Origin of the sequence: Gordonia sp. (in: high G+C Gram-positive bacteria), assembly GCF_020438995.1 — a bacterium.
Lineage (GTDB): Bacteria > Actinomycetota > Actinomycetes > Mycobacteriales > Mycobacteriaceae > Gordonia.
The window spans coordinates 13130-30255 of sequence record NZ_JAGQTN010000106.1; the positions used below are offsets into that span (position 1 = coordinate 13130).

The 17126-nt window shown below is 66.1% G+C and carries 20 protein-coding genes; 9 read left to right on the forward strand and 11 right to left on the reverse strand.

The features are described 5' to 3' along the window. Both KDB67_RS08475 and KDB67_RS08480 read left to right on the forward strand, forming a co-directional pair. On the forward strand, window positions 1-978 hold the full coding sequence (locus KDB67_RS08475; protein WP_291014775.1) for a hypothetical protein: 978 nt from the start codon (window positions 1-3) through the stop codon (window positions 976-978). A gap of 219 nt (window positions 979-1197) precedes the next feature. After that, window positions 1198-1542, forward strand: coding sequence for an Lsr2 family protein (locus tag KDB67_RS08480; RefSeq protein WP_291014778.1), 345 nt, complete (start codon window positions 1198-1200; stop codon window positions 1540-1542). Between the two features lie 87 nt (window positions 1543-1629). Here KDB67_RS08480 and KDB67_RS08485 read toward each other — a convergent pair whose 3' ends face one another. The 6 genes from KDB67_RS08485 to KDB67_RS08510 form a co-directional block, all read right to left on the reverse strand. Next, complete coding sequence (locus KDB67_RS08485; RefSeq protein ID WP_291014780.1) at window positions 1630-2430, reverse strand: ABC transporter permease; 801 nt, start codon at window positions 2428-2430, stop codon at window positions 1630-1632. Next, window positions 2427-3350, reverse strand: a complete 924-nt coding sequence (locus KDB67_RS08490) for an ATP-binding cassette domain-containing protein (protein WP_291014781.1) — start codon at window positions 3348-3350, stop codon at window positions 2427-2429. Before KDB67_RS08490 ends, KDB67_RS08485 begins: the two co-directional genes overlap by 4 nt. Before the next feature lie 70 nt (window positions 3351-3420). Then, window positions 3421-3942 carry a NifU family protein gene (locus KDB67_RS08495; RefSeq protein ID WP_291014784.1) on the reverse strand — a complete coding sequence of 174 codons (522 nt, stop codon included), beginning with the start codon at window positions 3940-3942 and terminating at the stop codon, window positions 3421-3423. Between the two features lie 26 nt (window positions 3943-3968). Then, window positions 3969-5963 carry a ferrous iron transporter B gene (locus KDB67_RS08500; protein ID WP_291014786.1) on the reverse strand — a complete coding sequence of 665 codons (1995 nt, stop codon included), beginning with the start codon at window positions 5961-5963 and terminating at the stop codon, window positions 3969-3971. After that, on the reverse strand, window positions 5960-6277 hold the full coding sequence (locus KDB67_RS08505) for a FeoA family protein (RefSeq protein ID WP_291014788.1): 318 nt from the start codon (window positions 6275-6277) through the stop codon (window positions 5960-5962). Before KDB67_RS08505 ends, KDB67_RS08500 begins: the two co-directional genes overlap by 4 nt. Before the next feature lie 154 nt (window positions 6278-6431). Beyond that, complete coding sequence (locus tag KDB67_RS08510; protein WP_291014790.1) at window positions 6432-7463, reverse strand: aldo/keto reductase; 1032 nt, start codon at window positions 7461-7463, stop codon at window positions 6432-6434. A gap of 173 nt (window positions 7464-7636) precedes the next feature. Between KDB67_RS08510 and KDB67_RS08515 the strand changes: the two genes are divergently transcribed. Together KDB67_RS08515 and KDB67_RS08520 are read left to right on the forward strand one after the other, a co-directional pair. Next, window positions 7637-8710 (forward strand): LLM class flavin-dependent oxidoreductase, encoded by a 1074-nt coding sequence (locus tag KDB67_RS08515; protein ID WP_291014792.1) that lies wholly within the window; start codon window positions 7637-7639, stop codon window positions 8708-8710. Window positions 8711-8766: 56 nt separating this feature from the next. Beyond that, complete coding sequence (locus KDB67_RS08520) at window positions 8767-10290, forward strand: carboxylesterase family protein (protein WP_291014794.1); 1524 nt, start codon at window positions 8767-8769, stop codon at window positions 10288-10290. Window position 10291: 1 nt separating this feature from the next. Here the strand turns inward: KDB67_RS08520 and KDB67_RS08525 are convergent, their stop codons facing one another. Next, window positions 10292-10651: a GNAT family N-acetyltransferase gene (locus KDB67_RS08525; RefSeq protein WP_291014796.1), complete on the reverse strand. Its 360-nt coding sequence runs from the start codon at window positions 10649-10651 to the stop codon at window positions 10292-10294. Window positions 10652-10729: 78 nt separating this feature from the next. Between KDB67_RS08525 and KDB67_RS08530 the strand changes: the two genes are divergently transcribed. From KDB67_RS08530 to KDB67_RS08545, 4 genes are read left to right on the forward strand one after another with little or no spacing between them, the layout of a single operon-like run. Next, window positions 10730-11626, forward strand: a complete 897-nt coding sequence (locus KDB67_RS08530) for a hypothetical protein (RefSeq protein ID WP_291014798.1) — start codon at window positions 10730-10732, stop codon at window positions 11624-11626. 13 nt (window positions 11627-11639) lie between these two features. Then, entirely contained in the window at window positions 11640-12596 is a 957-nt protein-coding gene (locus KDB67_RS08535; RefSeq protein ID WP_291014800.1) for a hypothetical protein, read from the forward strand. Beyond that, complete coding sequence (locus tag KDB67_RS08540) at window positions 12593-13963, forward strand: adenylosuccinate synthetase (protein ID WP_291014802.1); 1371 nt, start codon at window positions 12593-12595, stop codon at window positions 13961-13963. The genes KDB67_RS08535 and KDB67_RS08540 overlap by 4 nt, the downstream gene beginning before the upstream one ends. Continuing rightward, on the forward strand, window positions 13942-14571 hold the full coding sequence (locus KDB67_RS08545; protein ID WP_291014804.1) for an NUDIX hydrolase: 630 nt from the start codon (window positions 13942-13944) through the stop codon (window positions 14569-14571). The genes KDB67_RS08540 and KDB67_RS08545 overlap by 22 nt, the downstream gene beginning before the upstream one ends. A 79-nt stretch (window positions 14572-14650) precedes the next feature. Here the strand turns inward: KDB67_RS08545 and KDB67_RS08550 are convergent, their stop codons facing one another. Further along, window positions 14651-15352, reverse strand: a complete 702-nt coding sequence (locus KDB67_RS08550; protein WP_291014806.1) for a M24 family metallopeptidase — start codon at window positions 15350-15352, stop codon at window positions 14651-14653. 137 nt (window positions 15353-15489) lie between these two features. On the opposite strand from KDB67_RS08550, the gene KDB67_RS08555 reads away from it, so the two are divergent. Next, entirely contained in the window at window positions 15490-16179 is a 690-nt protein-coding gene (locus tag KDB67_RS08555) for a peptidoglycan recognition family protein (protein ID WP_291014808.1), read from the forward strand. A gap of 87 nt (window positions 16180-16266) precedes the next feature. Here the strand turns inward: KDB67_RS08555 and KDB67_RS08560 are convergent, their stop codons facing one another. From KDB67_RS08560 to KDB67_RS08570, 3 genes are all read right to left on the reverse strand, one after another. Beyond that, window positions 16267-16413, reverse strand: a complete 147-nt coding sequence (locus KDB67_RS08560) for a hypothetical protein (RefSeq protein WP_291014810.1) — start codon at window positions 16411-16413, stop codon at window positions 16267-16269. Window positions 16414-16430: 17 nt separating this feature from the next. Beyond that, the gene (locus KDB67_RS08565; protein WP_291014813.1) at window positions 16431-16685 is read right to left on the reverse strand and encodes a hypothetical protein; all 255 of its coding nucleotides are present in this window, start codon (window positions 16683-16685) and stop codon (window positions 16431-16433) included. Between the two features lie 63 nt (window positions 16686-16748). After that, complete coding sequence (locus KDB67_RS08570; protein ID WP_291014815.1) at window positions 16749-16931, reverse strand: hypothetical protein; 183 nt, start codon at window positions 16929-16931, stop codon at window positions 16749-16751. Window positions 16932-17126 lie beyond the last annotated feature (195 nt).

Below are 17126 nucleotides of genomic sequence, written 5' to 3' on the forward strand. Positions count from 1 at the left end.
GTGCAATGGTACGGACACGGGAGGCACGGACTCGGGGCGCACGAACCCGACAGGCACGCACACTGCGGCCCCCGGCCGGGAACTCGCCGCCGGGTCGCCGTCGCGGGCCTCGGGGTGGTCGCGGCGCTGCTGACCGCCGGGTGCTCCCTGCTCGACAACTCGCCCCCCGAGCGCATCGAGCTGCCCCCCACCGATGAGTTGTCGACCGTCGCGGCACCGTCGACATCGACGCCGAGGACGCGCGGCGACGAGGGCGCCGATACCCCGAACCGGCTGCGGGCGGGAACAATCGGGCGAGTCATCTCCATGGCACCGCGCGCCGATATCGCCGACTACGGCATAGGCGCCACCACGCGCAACGGCTCGCGGGGCAACGCGTCGGGCTATCACTTCTCCACGCCGGACCGCCAGCTCAACTGCTCCACCTCGCTCGACAGCCGCACTCTCGTATGCCGGGCCCTCGACGGCGATCTCACCGGCGAACCGACCGCAGGCACGTCCTCGACCGGCGGTGGTGCCATGGCGTGCGACCGGTCACGAAACCTGGTGACGCTGAACTCGGAAGGGGCCGGTCTGGGACTGTGCGACGCGGGTAAGGATGTCAATCTCCTCTACCGGAGCACCGTGCTGCCCTATGGCACCACGATCACGATGTCGCGCATTTCGTGCCTCACGGACGTGTCCGGACTGTATTGCCTGGAATCGCGTACCAAGAGCGGATTCCTGATCACCGGATCCCAGGTCGCCTATCTCGACGCCACAGATCCGGCACCGAAATCAATGGTCTCGGCCGCCGATCCGGACGATACCGATACCGGCACGACGGATGTGACCGACACCGCACCGGAACCCGGTGGTGATGCCGCCGACAACAGTGATACCACCGACGACGGTGATCCGGGTTCCACGGAATCGGAAAACAGCACTCCAGGTGCCGACACCATCGACAATGGCGTAACTTCGACCGCACCTCGGTAGAAACCTTACATTTCCCTGTGAATCAGGGACATTTCTTCGGCACTGTACCAAACCTCTCCGCACACATTCGCCGCCGAATTTCGAACATATACACCTTCGCGGACAGCGGCGATGACCGAAGCATCGTTTTGTTGTTGTATGCTGAGTTTCAGCCTTTCGGTCCGTAGTTCGGCCGAAATGGGTTCGTCACGACTTTGGCTATCACGAACGGAGCGCAGAATGGCAAAGAAGGAAGTGATCCAGGTCATTGATGATCTGGATGGTGCAGCACTCGATGAATACGAAACCATCGAGTGGAGCCTCGACGGTAAGACGTACGAGTTCGACACTTCGGCGGAACATGCCCAGGCGTTCCGTGACGCCCTCGCGACGTATATCGATGTCTCCCGCGTCACCGCGCCCGCCCGTGGCGCTCGCCGCGCCGTGGCAACCCGCAGCGGCAGCGGCAGGACCAAGGAACAGACCCAGGCGATCCGCGAGTGGGCACAGGCCAACGGCTATGAGGTCAGCGACCGCGGCCGCATCTCGCACAGCGTCATCGAGGCATACGAGTCCGCCCGCTGAATCTTCGCCCACCCAGCACAGATGCGCCGCCGGCTCCGGTAGCCGGCGGCGCATCTGTGCTGGTACGGGTGATCTTGCCCTGAGTGGCTACTTGATCTCGGTCCGCAGAATCCGCAGAATTCCGAACGCCAACGGAATTCCGATCCAGACGATGCCCGAGACGATGAAGCGCATCCATTCGCCGCCCGTGGCCCAGTCACCGGACTGGAACGGAACCTGCGTGGCCCCCGAATCAATCCATTCACCCACGCTGTCGCCGAACGAGGGCAACAGCTCCGAGACGATACTCAGAGCGGTGGGCAACGCGAAGTAGGCGACGATCGCACCCGGCGTGTTGAGGATCAGCGCCGCGAACCCGAATCCGAGCAGCAGACCGAAGATCTGGATGACAAACGCATTCACGATACCGGCGGCCGAGAATGACCACGACCCGGCCGGATCGGAATAGAGAATTCCGGCGATGACAGTGCCGATGGCGCCCAGCACGAGGCTGAGCGCGACAGCCCCCACAGCAGCGGCGAATGCGGCGACGAGTTTGGCGATGACCACCCGCTCCCTGCGGGGTTCCATCGCGAATGTGGTGAGCGCGGTGCGCTGACTCCATTCGCCGGTGACCAGCAGAATCGCCATGACCGGCAGGATGATCGCGGTGGGAATGTTCATCAGGCCGAAGATCTCGCCGAAGCTCAGATTCTCCGGCTTGTTCCGGTTGCCTGCGAGCAGGCCGATCATCACGGCCAGCGTGATCAGGCCGATGGAGGCGATCAGCCAGAATCCGGCGCGGGTGTCGATGAGTTTGCGCATCTCGACTCGGATGAGCCGGCTCAACGGAATGCCGGACCTTCCCGCGCCGACTCCTGTGGTTGTCGGGGTGGCTGAAGTGGTCATTGCGGTGCCCCCTGGGTGGCTGAACCCTCACGCGCGGTCGCCGCGGTGAGATCGAGAAACATCTGTTCGAGGTTGGCCCCGTCGCCCGGGCGCAGTTCGACGAGCGGGATCTGGATGCGGGCGGCGAGCCGGCCGATGTCCTCGGGTGCTGCGTCGGCGATGAAGCCGCCCTCGACGACTGGCCGGGCAACGATACCGGCGTCCGTCATGGCCTGCGCCAGCGCGCCGTCGTCGAGCGACCGCACGCGGGTTCCGTTGCCTGCGAGCAGTTCATCCTTGGTGCCCTGCGCGACGATCCGACCGTGCCCGATGACCACCAGGTCGTCGGCGATGATCTCGATCTCATGCAGCAGATGCGAGGACAGCAGCACCGTGCCGCCTCGGTCGGCGTAGTCGCGCAGGAGTGTCCGCATCCAGTGGATTCCCGCCGGATCGAGTCCGTTGGCTGGTTCGTCGAGGATCAGGATCCGCGGGTCACCCAGCAGCGCGTTCGCGATACCCAGGCGCTGGCGCATACCGAGTGAGTAGTTGCGCACGCGGCGCTTGGCCTCCTCCGGGGTGAGGCTGACCATCGCCAGCATCTGCTCGACGCGGGCGCGGCTCACCCCGAGCGTCATCGCGCTCAGGTGCAGGATCTCGGCACCGGTGCGTCCGGCGTGCTGTGCCGACGCGTCGAGCAGCACGCCGACCTGGGTGGAGGGATTGGGGATGTCGCGGTATACGACACCGCCGACGGTGGCCGTTCCGGCCGTGGCCGGCGTCAGACCTGCGATGATGCGCATCGTCGTCGATTTCCCGGCGCCGTTGGGACCGAGGAAACCGGTGACCCGTCCCGGTTTTGAAGTGAATGACACGTCATCGAGCGCGACATAGTCGCCGTATCTCTTGGTGAGGTGTTCGACTGTGATCATGTCACCCATCCTTACCCGACGAAGGCGATGAGCGCATCGAACGACGGAACGAGCCCCGATCCGCCGACAGTCCCCTACGTCAATCGCCTCGGGCGCGGACCCCGACGACGTCGCGGCACCGGCGACGTAGTTCGCCCTCGAAACCCGACCGCAGGGTGTCGTGCGCGGCGCGGCATCCTCGGCACGCACCGCCCAGATCTACCGTGACCACGCCGTCGGACACATCGATCAGCTCGATCCGGCCGCCGTGTGAACGTACGTAATCCCCGACCTGGGTCCTGATCACGTCGCGGGCGATGTCGGCAATCGCCCCGTCCGAGGACGCGCGAGCACCGGGGACCTTCGCGCTCGGGAGCCAGTCGCCGGGGGTGCGCAGCGCGTCGGTCAGCGCGGTACGGACGGCCGGTCCGATCCGCCGCCACGCCGACGAGTCCGCGGTGATGAGCACCGAACGCGGACCCACGATGATCTCACCGATCGTCCCGTCGTTCTGCATCCGGCCGAGCTCGCGCGGTGCGCGGACCGGTCCCCGGATATCCAGGACGCCGGGAGGGATGATCCACCGGATCTGCCCCGGCAGCTCGCCTGGTTCTGGATGCATGGCAACAACGTTCGGCACCGCCGGCATCACCACACCCAGACGGCGATGGTGTGCGCGATGTACGCCATCATCCACGCCAGCAGTGAGTACGCGCCGAAGATGATCAGCGGCCAGCGCCAGGTGGCCGTCTCCCGCCGCAGCACGGCCAGCGTCGAGGTGCATTGCAGCGCGTATACGAAGAAGATGAGCAGCGCGACGATGGTCGGCGGGGTGAAGACCTTCTCCCCCTTGTTCTCGCCGTCGTCGTAGCGTGCCGCTTCGAGCCGGGAAGCCGGGTCCTCGGGATCCTCGGCCGCCGACATCTGGCCCAGCGTCGCGACGAACGTCTCGCGTGCGGCCAGCGACGACAACACCGCCACATTGGTCTTCCAGTCGAAGCCGAGCGGATCGAAGACCGGTTCGACGCCGTGCCCAAGACTTGCCGCGATGCTGTTGTTCATCGTGTACGTCGACACCGCGGTCGAGTCGGTGGGGTCGATACCGGCGGAAACGAGGTCGGCATCCGAGCGCATGGGCAAATTGAGCAACGCCCACAGCACCACGGTCGCGAACAGGATGATGGTGCCCGCCTTGCGGATGAAACCTTTGACCGGCGACCAGATCTCGACGAGCATCAGCTTCCACGACGGCACCCGGTAGGGCGGCATCTCCATCGTGAACGGCATCATCGGCCCGCGGCGCGCAGAGAACACCGAAATGATCTTGGCGACGGTCATCGTCGACATCGCGCCGAGCAGATACAGGCCGAACAGCACGGCACCTTGGGCGTTGAAGATCCACACCTTCGAGTCCGACGCGATGAGCATTCCGATGAGCAGGGTGTACACCGGCATTCGCGCCGAACACGTCATCAGCGGCAGCGACATCATGGTGGCGAACCGCTGCCGCGCCGACGGCATGGTGCGTGTTGCCATGATTCCGGGAATCGCGCACGCCACCGACGAGAGCATCGCCACGAACGCCCGGCCTTCCAGACCGACTGTGCCCATCACGCGGTCCATCAGAAACGCCGCGCGCGAGAGATATCCGAGTTGTTCGAGGAATGTGATGAGAACGAACAGCAATGCGATCTGCGGTACGAACACGAGCACGCCGCCCACACCACCGATGAGCGCGTCGGCGACAAATCCGGTGAACCAGTTGTCACCGCCGACGTCGTACACCCAGGTGCTGAGTTCGGCGAATCCGGTTTCGACATAGTCCTGCAGCGGTGCGGCCAGCGCGAAGATGGTCTGGAAGAAGCCGAACATCACCGCGAAGAAGATCAGTGTCCCGAGCACCGGATGCAGCAGAAAACGGTCGATGCGTTCGGTGAGCGGGTCGGGCCGCGGCGACCGGTAGTCGGATTCGGCCAGTACCGATTCGGTCCACGCCGCCCATTCCTCGGTGCCCGATGACGGCGGGCCGATCACCGGATGCGCCCAGCCGGTGATGTCGCCGAGCAGCGAACGTACCTGCGTGCCCGAGCCTTTGCGCCGGCCGTCGATGGCCACCACCGGAATACCAAGTGCCGTGGCGAGTCTGCCGGAGTCGACTGATCCGCCACGGCGGGTGAGTTCGTCGATCATCGTCAGGCACAGGACGGTCGGCAGGCCGAGCGAGATGACGTCGGCGATCAGGCCGAACGAGCGGCGCAGGGTTCCGGCGTCGGCCACCAGCAGAATGGCGTCGGGTTTGGCCACGCCGGTGATCTTTCCCGCGAGCACGTCGGAGACGACCTTCTCATCGATGCTGACGGGCGTCAGGTCGTAGGTACCGGGAAGGTCTTCGAGGGTGATCTGTTTGTCGGCGGTCTTCACGATGCCGACGGTTCTGCTGACCGTGACGCCGGGATAGTTGCCAGTTTTCGCCTTCAGCCCCGTGACGGCGTTGAACACCGTCGACTTTCCGGTGTTGGGCGCACCGACGAGTGCCACTTTCGCCGACGACGAGGCAAGCACCTTCGTCGAGACCGCCGTTCCGGAATCACAATGCGGACAAGTTGTCTCGGTCTCGTGGCCGTGTTCGCAGTGCTCGCTCATGATGCCGCCCCGGCAGGCTCGTCGATGTCGACCTCGATCAGCGAGGTCTGCGCCCCGCGCAGGCAGATCGAGGTGTCCCGGAAACGATACTGGCGCGGATCACGCAACGGCGCCGCACGCAATACCGTCACCTCGGTCCCGCGCACGAGACCCATCACCGCGAGACGGTGTGCCACATGTGGTTCCGCGTTGCCGGAGATTCCCACGACGGTCGCGGTGTGGCCGGGATGCACACGATCGAGCGTGCTGCGCCGGATGCGGGCGGGGCCATCGGCATCGGCGGACGTCGTTGTGTGCTGGGCTGATTCAGACATTTCTCACCTCAGATGAGAAATGTACGCTCAGGCAAGGCTCAGCTTCACCAGACCAAAGTCCCGTCGAGTACGTCGAACGACCCGTGTCCGGTCCCGCTCAGAGGTCCCAGATTCGAGGCCCCAGAGACTCGGAAGCCCCAGAGACTCGGAGGTCTCAGAGGCCGAGCCCGGTTCCGTGCACGCCGTGTTCGTCGATAAGGGCCAGTTCTTCGTCCGTGAAATCGGGGAAGTTCAGGGCCGCCACATTGTGATCGAGCTGCCAGGTGGAGCTGGCACCGATAAGCGCCGAGGTCACCTGCGGGCGGCGCAGCACCCACTGCAACGCCAGCTGCGCCAGCGACTGTCCACGGGACTCGGCGAGCTTGTTCAGCTCGCGGGCACGCTGCCGGTAGGTGTCATCGATGACACGGGGGTTCAGGAATGTCGAGTTGACCGCCCGCGCACCGTCCGGAATCTCCTCCAGGTATTTGTCGGTCAGAAGTCCTTGAGCCAGAGGCGAATACACGATAAGCCCGAAGCCGTCACGCTCGGCGGTGTCGAGTAGCCCGTTCTGTTCGATGCGCCGGTCGAAGATCGAGTACCGCGGCTGATGAATGAGCAGCGGAACATGCTCGGCGGCAAGGGCTTCGGAGATGGCATGGGCTCGTTCGGGCAGATAGTTGGAGATGCCGACGTACAGCGCCTTACCCTGCCGCACCGCCGACACCAGACCGGACACGGTCTCCTCCAACGGCGTGGACTCGTCGGGGCTGTGGTGATAGAAGATGTCGACGTAGTCGGTGCCCAGGTCGCGCAGACTGTGATCCAGCGAGGCGAGCAGCGATTTGCGTGAGCCGCCCTTCAGATACGGACTCGGCCCGATAGGATTGCCCGCCTTGGTGGACAGGATCAGCTCATCACGGTACGGCGCAAGGTCTTTCGCCAGCACCCGGCCGAAGTTCTGCTGAGCGGACCGATGCGGCGGACCGTAGCGGTCAGCGTTGTCGAAATGGGTGATACCCAGATCGAAAGCGTGCAGGATGATCTCGCGCTGCGTTTGGTAGGGGTAGTCGCTGCCGAACTTCTGCCACAGCCCGAAGGAGAACGCGGGAAGGTCGAGGCCCGAGCGTCCGGTACGCCGGAACGACGCGTCGTCGTAGCGATCCGGGTCGGCGGTGTAGGTCAGTTCAGTGGGTCCGTGGGACACGGGCTTCCTTCCGGTCGAGTGGGTCATCGGCGGGGCGATCCGGCCGACAGACAACCACCCGGCAGCATTCGTCGTCACCTGTTGTGCCCGCGGTGATCTCAAGTCGACGCGAAACCACTGTGCGGCACTAGCTTTCGTGGAGTCCTCAGCCATCGCCGAGCGGGAAAGCAGTCATGAGCATCGCCGACACCGAATACCTCTGGTACATCCCCAATCAGAACGAGCCCGGTCATCGCGGCGACACCGCCGTCGACGGCCACAACAGTCTCGACACACTCACCGAGCACGCGCTGGCCCTCGAACGCAACGGCTGGCAGGGCGCGCTCATCGGCACCTCGTGGGGACGTCCGGACACCTTCACGGTGGCCACCGCACTCGCCGCGCGCACCAGCACATTCGAGCCACTGATCGCGGTGCGGCCCGGTTATTGGCGGCCGGCCAACTTCGCGTCGTCGGTGGCAACGCTCGACCATCTCAGCGGCGGCCGGGTACGGATCAACATCGTCTCCGGGAAGGACAATCTCGGCGCCTACGGTGACGGCGAGGCACAGCAGGCCGATCGCTACGACCGGACCCGCGAATTCATCCAGATCATCCGCAGACTGTGGACCGAAGAGAACCTCACCTATCGCGGTGAACACTTCTCGGTCGAAAACTCCACCGCTGTACCGAGAATCGCCGCACGCGAAGGTCGGCCGCACCCGAAGATCTACTTCGGCGGGGCGTCGGAGGCCGCCGAACGGGTGGCCGCCGCCGAGGCCGACGTCCAATTGTTCTGGGGCGAGCCGCTCGACGGTGTCGCCGAACGCATCGACCGGCTCAAGAAACTGTCGGAGACCGTCGACCGGCAGCACGCTCCACTCGAATTCGGTTTGCGCATCACCACTTTCATCCGGGACACCACCGACCAGGCGTGGGAGGAGGCGCAGGCCAGAGTGGCGAAGATGGCCGAATCCGTGACCGCCACCACCGATTTCGTGCGCCGACGCGAAGCCGTCGGCCAGCGTCGCCTGTTCGATCTGGCCTCGCGCGGCGAAGTGCTCGATGACAACCTGTACACGACGCCCGGCAAATTCGGGGGTGGCGGCGCCGGCACCACCTGGCTGGTCGGGTCCGCCGAGGACGTCGCCAAATCCCTGCGCAAATACGCCGACCTGGGTATCACTCAGTTCGTGCTGTCCGACACCCCGTATCTCCGCGAGATCGAACGCCAGGGCACCGAGTTGCTCCCTCTGCTGCGCGACTGACGGACGCGTCGGTCCGGTCCGTACGCGCCGGCCGCGGCGCCGGGTACATTCGTGCCATGGGTTGGGACTCGCCGCAGCCGGCACAGCATCCGGAGGTCGTCACGGCGGAGGGCCGGGTGCGCGGGCGGTGGCGGCCTACCACCGGCGCATCCTTGTCGGGCGAACCTTTGTCCGGCACGCCCCTATCTGCGGCGTTTCTGGGGATCCCGTTCGCCGAGCCACCGGTCGGTGAGCTCAGATTCGCCGCCCCCGTCCCGAAAGCGCCGTGGGACGGTGTTCTCGATGCGGCCGGATTCGGCGCCACCCCGCAGCGCGGCGACCCGGGTGTCACACTCATCCCGGAGCCGAGCGTGCCGGGTGCGAGCACCCTCAACGTCAATGTCTTCACTCCCCTTCCGCGGCAACAGGTTCCGGGTCTTCCCGTGATGGTGTGGATTCACGGTGGCGGCTACAGTGCCGGATCGCCGGCCAGCCCCTGGTACGACGGCCGCAACTTCAACCGAGACGGCGTGGTCACGGTGACCATCTCCTACCGCCTCGGTTTCGATGGTTTCGGATGGATCGAAGGGGCGCCGTCGAACCGGGGCGTGCGCGACTGGCTGCTGGCGCTGGAATGGGTCCAGCGCAACATCGCCGCGTTCGGGGGCGACCCCGGCCGGGTGACCATCGCGGGGCAGTCGGCGGGCGGCGGTGCGGTCACCACGCTGCTCGGCATGGAAGCCGCGCAGCATCTGTTCCATGGCGCGTACTGCATGTCGGGGGCGGTGAATGCGCTACCCGCGGCCAGGGCGCAGTCACTCGGACGGTCCTTGGCCGAACGGGCCGAAGTATCCCCGACCCGCGCCGGATGGTCGGCCGTGACCGAGGAACGCGTTCTCGAGCTACAGGAGGCCGAGACGTCGATCAACCTGCGCACACTGAAATCGATGAGGACCGGTGGATTGCCGCTGGGCCCGACCGTCGACGGCGATCTTATCCCGCGATCACCGCTGGCGTCGTTGCGCCAGGGCGTCGGCGGCGACAAGCCGTTCGTGGTCGGTTCCGCCGACGATGAATTCACGATGATGCCCGACCGGGCCGCGAAGATACTGCGGTGGGTTCCCCGTAGTGGTGTCCTGCGACTGGCCGGACTGACCGGAGACAGCCGGACCGCGTACCTCGCCGACAACGCGGACGTGGCGGCGCTGGGCAAGGTGCGGCTGGCGGGCCGGGTACTGACCGACGCGTGTTTCCGGGCCAACGTGCTGCGGATGCTGCATGCCCGCGGACCGGGACCCACCTGGGCGTACCGGTTCTCGTGGCCGTCGGCGAACAACGGAGTGGCCGGGCACTGCATCGATGTGCCGTTCTTCTTCGACTGCCTCGACGGCCCGGCGGTGGAGCCCATCGCCGGACCCTACCCGCCGCAACAGCTGGCTGATGAACTACATTGTGCGGCAGTTAGTTTCGTAACCAAGGGCGAGCCCGGCTGGTCACGCTACGACGAGCCGGGCAGCCCGGTACAGATCTTCGACGCGTCGTCGGCCATCCGGCCCGACGGCTACGCGTCGGTGCGCGCGATGCTCACACCCCGGGCATAGCTCACGAACCGGGGTTGTCGGGGTCGTCGGGGTCGTCGGCGACCAACGCCTGGTACTGCGGGAAGCGCGTCAGAAACGACTGGACATAGGTACAGACCGGGACGATCTTGAGCCCCTCCGCGGCAACCTCGTCGAGCACCGAATGCACCAGAAATCGGGCGAAACCCTTTCTCTCGTAAGCATCGGTGGCAACCGTGTGCAGCAGAACGATGGTGCCGTCATCGTGCCGCCGGTATCCCTCCAAGCCGATGAGCTCGTCACCGGACCACAGCTCGAACCGTTCCCTGGCGCGGTTGTCGCGCAGCGCGGGCTCCGGGTCGAGGGCGAGGGTCGGCGGCGGAACCGGAATTTCCGTACTCATCCATCCACCGTAGACCCGTAATCCGGCGGCGGGCAGAGATCTGTTGACAGAATCTTTTACTCTGTTAGAGTAAAAGATATGAGGAAGACGACCACCGGACAGGCGATCAACCTGATCTGCCGTGCCGGCACCGCCCGCGACCTGTTCGACGGCGACCCCGGCAGCGATACCGACCGCAGGGCCGCCCGTCTCCGGTTCCGATCACTGCTCATGGCGGTCCACCCCGACCGCGGCGCCACGACCGGGCGCGACAACACCGATGTGGCGGCGCGACTGTCGGAGCTGTACGCGGACTGGCGACGGGGCACCGATGCGGCATCGAGTCCGCATGTGGTCGGCGCCGGCGGCACCTACGCGCTGCGAAACCGCTTGTGGGCCAACGATCGTGTCGCCTGCTACGGCACCGGCGAGCCCGGCGAGCGGGTCGAACTCGACCGGACCGCCGGCGGCCGATGCACGAGTGCACTCGGCGAGGTGTGGCCCGATGTCGCGGCGCGCGGAATGTCGGCATTCGTCCCCGACACCGTCGACGCCGCGGTCACCGACGGACGCGGCTGGATTGCGTACCGGATACCGGAGACGATGGTGTCGCTGCGTGAGGTGCGCGAGGCCTATCCCGATGGCCTCGACGGCCGGGACTGGGCGTGGATGCTGCGCCGGATCCTGATGACGCTGGCCGCCGCCGGCCGCGCGCACGGCGCCCTCACCGTCGACACCGTCCTCATCGAACCCGAGCAGCACGGTGTGCTGCTCACCGGATGGACAGCCGCGCTCGGTGGCGACGGTGCGGCCCTGGCCGATCTCACCGATGCCATGCTCGCACCGGGCGAACCGCGCCAGTCGCAGTTCATGCGTGCGGCGCAACGGCTTTCCCCCGAAAGGCAGCTGGCCGAATACGACCTGCTGCTACGACACGTGTACGGCCGCAGACGATTCCGGCCGTTCACCATTCCCGGCAGATCCAAGAACAACTGATAGGAGGCCCATCATGGGTGGAGGATATTGGGACACAAGCGCTTTCCAGGCTGCCGCGGCGGCCCGCAAGGCGGCCGGAGATCCCGACTTCGGATACAGCAACACCATGCGCAACCTGCCGCGCGATCAGCGCACCGCGGCCCCCGCGCTCGACGTGTTCGGTGCGCAGAGCCGCGAGGCCCGCGACAGCGACGAACACCCCGCGTCGACACCGATCGTCGTCCTGTTCGACGTCACCGGATCGATGGGTATGGTGCCGGTGACCGTGCAGAAGCGGCTCGGCGACCTGCTCGGACTACTCACCCGGGGTGGCTACGTGGCCGATCCGCAGATCATGATCGGGGCGATCGGTGACGATCAATTCGACGACGTGCCACTGCAAGTCGGACAGTTCGAATCGGACAACCGCATCGACGACCAACTGCGTGACATCTTCCTGGAAGGCGGTGGCGGTGGCGACAAACGCGAAGGCTACGCCCTCGCCGCCTATTTCCTGAACACCCGCGCCCAGACCGACGCCTGGGAGAAGCGCGGCCGCAAGGGATATGTGTTCTTCATCGGCGACGAGATGAACAAGGCCGCCGTGTACGCGCAGTCGGTGCGACGGATCATCGGCGACGAACTCACCGAGGACCTGCGGGTCGACCAGGTGTACCGGGAGCTGGCCCAGCGGTGGCACACGTTCTACGTGCTGCCCAATCTGACCAGCTACTACGACGATCCGGAGATCGAGAACCACTGGCGACCGCTGGTCGGTGAGCGCTTCCTCAAACTCGATGACCCCGACGGGGTGGCCGACCTGATCGCGCTGACGATCGGGATGACCGAGGACGCCATCGACCTCAAGGACGGATTGGCGGATCTGAAGGCCGCCGGTTCCACCACCCACGGCGCCGTCGGTAAGGCCCTGAAACCGTTCGCGGGGCGCTCGGTCACCACCGGTGGCGGCCGATTGCCGGCGGATCTGTGACCGTGCGGCGTACGGGCTCGCCGATAGTGCGCCCGAAGGGCTCGCCCATCGTGGTGGTCGGTCTCGGCTATGGCGACGAATCCAAAGGCGCCACAGTCGATTATCTGGCCTCCACGATCGGCGACACCGCGGCGGTGGTGCGCTGGTCCGGGGGAGCGCAGGCCGCGCACAACGTGTGTCACGGGCCGCGGCAGCACACGTTCCGGCAGTTCGGGTCGGGCACGCTGCGGGGCGTGCGCACGATTCTGCGGGCACCGATGATGGTCAATCCGATCTCGCTGGCCGCCGAGGCTGCCGAACTGGCGGCTCTCGGGGTCGGTGACCCGCTTGGGCTGGTCACCGTCGACCCTGGCGCTCTGGTGACGACGCCGATTCATGTGGCGATGAATCGAGCGCGCGAGATCGCGCGCGGCGATGGCCGGCACGGTTCGTGCGGAGAGGGTATCGGCGAAACCCGTGCCTACGCACTGGCGGTCGAAGCTCATGCACGGCAGGGTGATTCGATCGGAAACTTCCCGGTGCACGCGGATGTGCCCGCCTCCCCCGCGCTCACCGTCGGCATGCTTCGGGACCGCACGGCCACCGTCGCCGCACTGGACGCACTGGCCGATTACGCACGGCCGCTGCTGGATTCGGCCGATCACCCAGACGCGACCCACGAGCCGGTGGTGGCGATCGCCGACGCGTTGTGCGACATCGCGGTGCTGCTGACCTTCGTCGACGACATCGACGCGCACCTGGTGGCGGCGCTGTCGTCGGGCACGGTGATCTTCGAGGGCAGCCAGGGCGTGCTGCTCGACGAATGGCTCGGTTTTCACCCGTACACCACATGGTCGACGATCACCCCTGCCGGGCTCGCCGGTGAACTCCGGGCGGCGGGTCATCGTCCGTATGTCCTGGGGCTGACCCGCAGCTACGCGACCCGGCACGGCGCGGGCCCCATGCCCACCGAGGATCCGTCCCTCGATCTGCCCGACGTCCACAACCGCGAGGGCCGCTACCAGGGCGGCTGGCGGACAGGGCATCTGGATCTTCCCGCACTCCGGTATGCGATCAGGGCGGCGGGCGGAGTCGACGGTATCGGGGTTTCGCACCTGGATGCTGTGGGTACCCGGGAACTGCTCGTGGCCACCGGCTGGTCCGGGGTCACCGACCCACTGCCGCAGCCGTCGGGCACCGGCATCGCCGAGCTGGAGACGCTGACGGCGCGGGCGTGGGCGGCACGACCGGACTACCGGCCACTGCCCGGCACTCCCGAAGGCGTGCTCGAGCTGATAGGTTCGGCAACCGGGTGCCCGACGGTCCTCGCCGCGGACGGCCCACAGCGAACCGACCGAAGGATGTTGTGCCCGAACCTCATCTGCTGAGCATCGTGTGTGTCGACGTCGTCGCGCTGAGTTATCGGCGCGACGACCGTCGCGTCGTCGTCGGTGTGCACCGGCGCGACAAGGAACCGTTCACCGGGAAACCGGCCCTGCCGGGGGTGGTGGTGACCAGTGGTGAACGTCTGCGCGACGCCGCGCTGCGCGCCCTCACCAAACTCGGGCTGGGTGCGCCGGACGCACTCGGCCAGTTGCTCACCTTCGATGAACTCGCCCGAGACCCGCGCGGCCCGTCCCTGTCGATCGCCATGTGGGCGGTCTTCGATGACACGGCAGCCCGCAACGCCGCCCATGCCCAGTGGATCACCTTCGACGCGGTGCCGAAGCTGGCTTTCGACCACACCGCGATGGTCGTCGCCACACGATCACTGCTGGCCGACAAGCTGTGGCGCGACACGACGTTCACCCGCGCCCTCACCGGACCGGTGTTCTCGGCCACCGACGCCGTCGCCATCACCGAACAACTCGACGGCAGCCCCCCGCACCGCGCCAACCTCAACCGCGACCTCGCCAAGAACCCGAACCTCACCGAAGCCGGCACCGCCGCCGCCACCGGCGGCCGCCCCCCCAAACTCTGGAAATGGCTCTCCTAGAACTTAATTCGGAATCCAGGTGCCACATACTGACAGTAGATTACCGAATTGTCGGTCACCTCCGATCCTGGTACGGGATTCAGTGGCGGCGGATATCGAGCAGTTGCTCGTGGAATCCACCGAAACGCCGGTCGGGATCGAGGAGATGGATTTCGAGGATCCAGTGCGTAAGGGTGCCGTCGGGTAACCGATCACGCAGGCGCGTCGTCGAACCCGGGGCGATGTAGGAGGCGATCTTGTCGCCGGGAATCGATTCGTGCGGAAAGTCGCCGACGAGGTGTCCGGCGATATCGCCACCGAAGAGGAACCCGGCGTCTTCGGCGATCGCCACCACCGCGTCATACAACTCTTCACCGGTGATGTCGGGATCGGCGTCGAAAACCGCCCTCCCCGCCAGCCACACCGGTTCGAGTGCGTCGCGCACTGCGAGCTTGTCCGGGTCGTCGCCGAGCACGTAAGTGCGGCCGAAGTCGGCCTCCCAGTCGGCCAGGAGCGGACCGAAATCGAGAAAGACGATGTCGTCGGCGGCGATAACGCGGTCCGGTGGATTCTCGCGATACGGGTGCAGGGTGTTGGTCCCGGCCCGCACGATCCGCTTGTGCCAGTAGCGGGTGATTCCGAAGGCGTCGGCGGCCAGATCCCGGATTGCGGTACTCAATTCTCGTTCGGTTATCCCCGGCGTGATCAGCCCGCTCGCCACGACCTCGCCGAACAGTTCTTCGGCACGGTTCTCCGCATCGATCAGGGCTGCCACCCATGCGGCCTCATCAGCGCGTGTCACCTGCCCGATTGTGTCACGACGACTGTGTTCGACGCACCGCCCCGAACAGATCGCGGAGTGCAGTCCGCGGCGTGGCGTTGAGCACACCAAGAGCATCGGTGGGCAGCGACGACGGGCCGACCCCTACTATCGGGGCCATGTCTGAGACTTACTACGACAGCGACCGCTCGGACGAATTCGGATTCGGGGGCCCACGTTCGACGGCAGGAATCCAGGGGATCTGCATCCACACCACCGAGTCCGGGAAGTCCGCGACCGCGACCAGCTCCACAGCCGACGCTGTGACCTCCTACCAGGTGCGGACTCGGACGGGCTCGTATCACGTGATGGTCGGCGTGGACGGCAAACGGATTCGGCAGAACACCGACGACTGGGCGACATGGTCGACCGGGAATCAGGGAAACAACATCCTGCTGCACCTGTGCGTTGTCGGCAACGCCGAGCAGACGCGCTGGGAATGGCTTGCGCAGGACACGATGCTGCGTGCCGCCGCATCCGTGGTGCGGTACTGGTCCGACCGCTACGACATCCCGCTGCGCAAGGTTTCGGTGGCCGAGCTACCCGGCATCTGCGGACACGACGACACCCGTGTGTGGGGCGGCACCGACCACACCGACCCCGGCCCGGGTTTCCCGTACGACAAGCTCGTCGATTACGCGAAGGGGCCGACGACTGCGGCGCAGCCAGATCTGGTGCAGCAGATCGTGGACCAACTCCGCAACCCGGCCGGTATCGGCTGGCCTCAGTTCGTCGGGAACACGATCGGCGACGCACTCGCAGCACTGCAGACCACGCTGACCACGCGACTCAAGACACTGGTCAGATGACGTGAGTACCGGGCGTGTGGTGACGCCCTGGGGCTATGCCGCCGGGTATGGTCTCAGGCCACGCGCACAAGCGCCCCAATCTCTCCCCTAAGCCGAGTGCTCAGCGAGGTAGGTTTCCAAGGCCGCGTTGGGTCTGCTGCTGACCACCCTGCTGTTGGTGGCCGGAACCGGATCGGGCTGGGCGGACCGGGTGGCGCGGATGGAACCGGTAAATTCGTCGGCCGCGCTGGTCACGTCGCGAGAGTCCGCTGTCAGGCGCTGTAGCGCTGGCGGGCGGCTTCGCCGCTGGTGCCGATGAGCTCACCGACTCGAGCCCATGGGACACCGGTACCCCGCAGTGCGGTAACGGCGTTGCGGACACGCACTTCGACGGCGGCGCGTTCACGCGCAGCGCAGGCCAGTTCGTATTCGGCTGGGGTCATCATGTCGGCGTCGAAGTCGTCGGACTCGAACCGGTCGGCGAGTTCTTCGGCGTGGGCCAGGATTTCGTCAACCGTGCGGGGCATGGTCATCACACCTTTCATCGAAGGAACTTGGGTCGGGCGGTCATCGTGTGAAGGATCACGACCTCATCGCTCGAGCGGATGAAGCCGATCTCCAGGAGGGTGCCGTCTTCGGCGGGGACCGACGGCAATGTCCATGTCGTTGGTCCCGATACCGGCGCTGATCACGTTGCGCCAGGCATGCAGGATGTCGGCGGAGTCGATGCCGTGCCGGTAGGCGGTGGCCGCGATCCGCGGATCGTTCTGCACAAATACAAGTTACCTTGCCCCGACGTGTGACACCAGGTGACCCTGCGGTCGCCAGTCCTTTGGCCGTAGGAATCGAGTAGGAGGGCCGGGTTTCCCGGCCCTCCTCTCACACCACCGGACGTGCGGGCCTCGCATCCGGCGGTTCGCTAGGTCGTTCGAAACCTGGCCCAGGCTGGGTGAAAGAACACGACACCA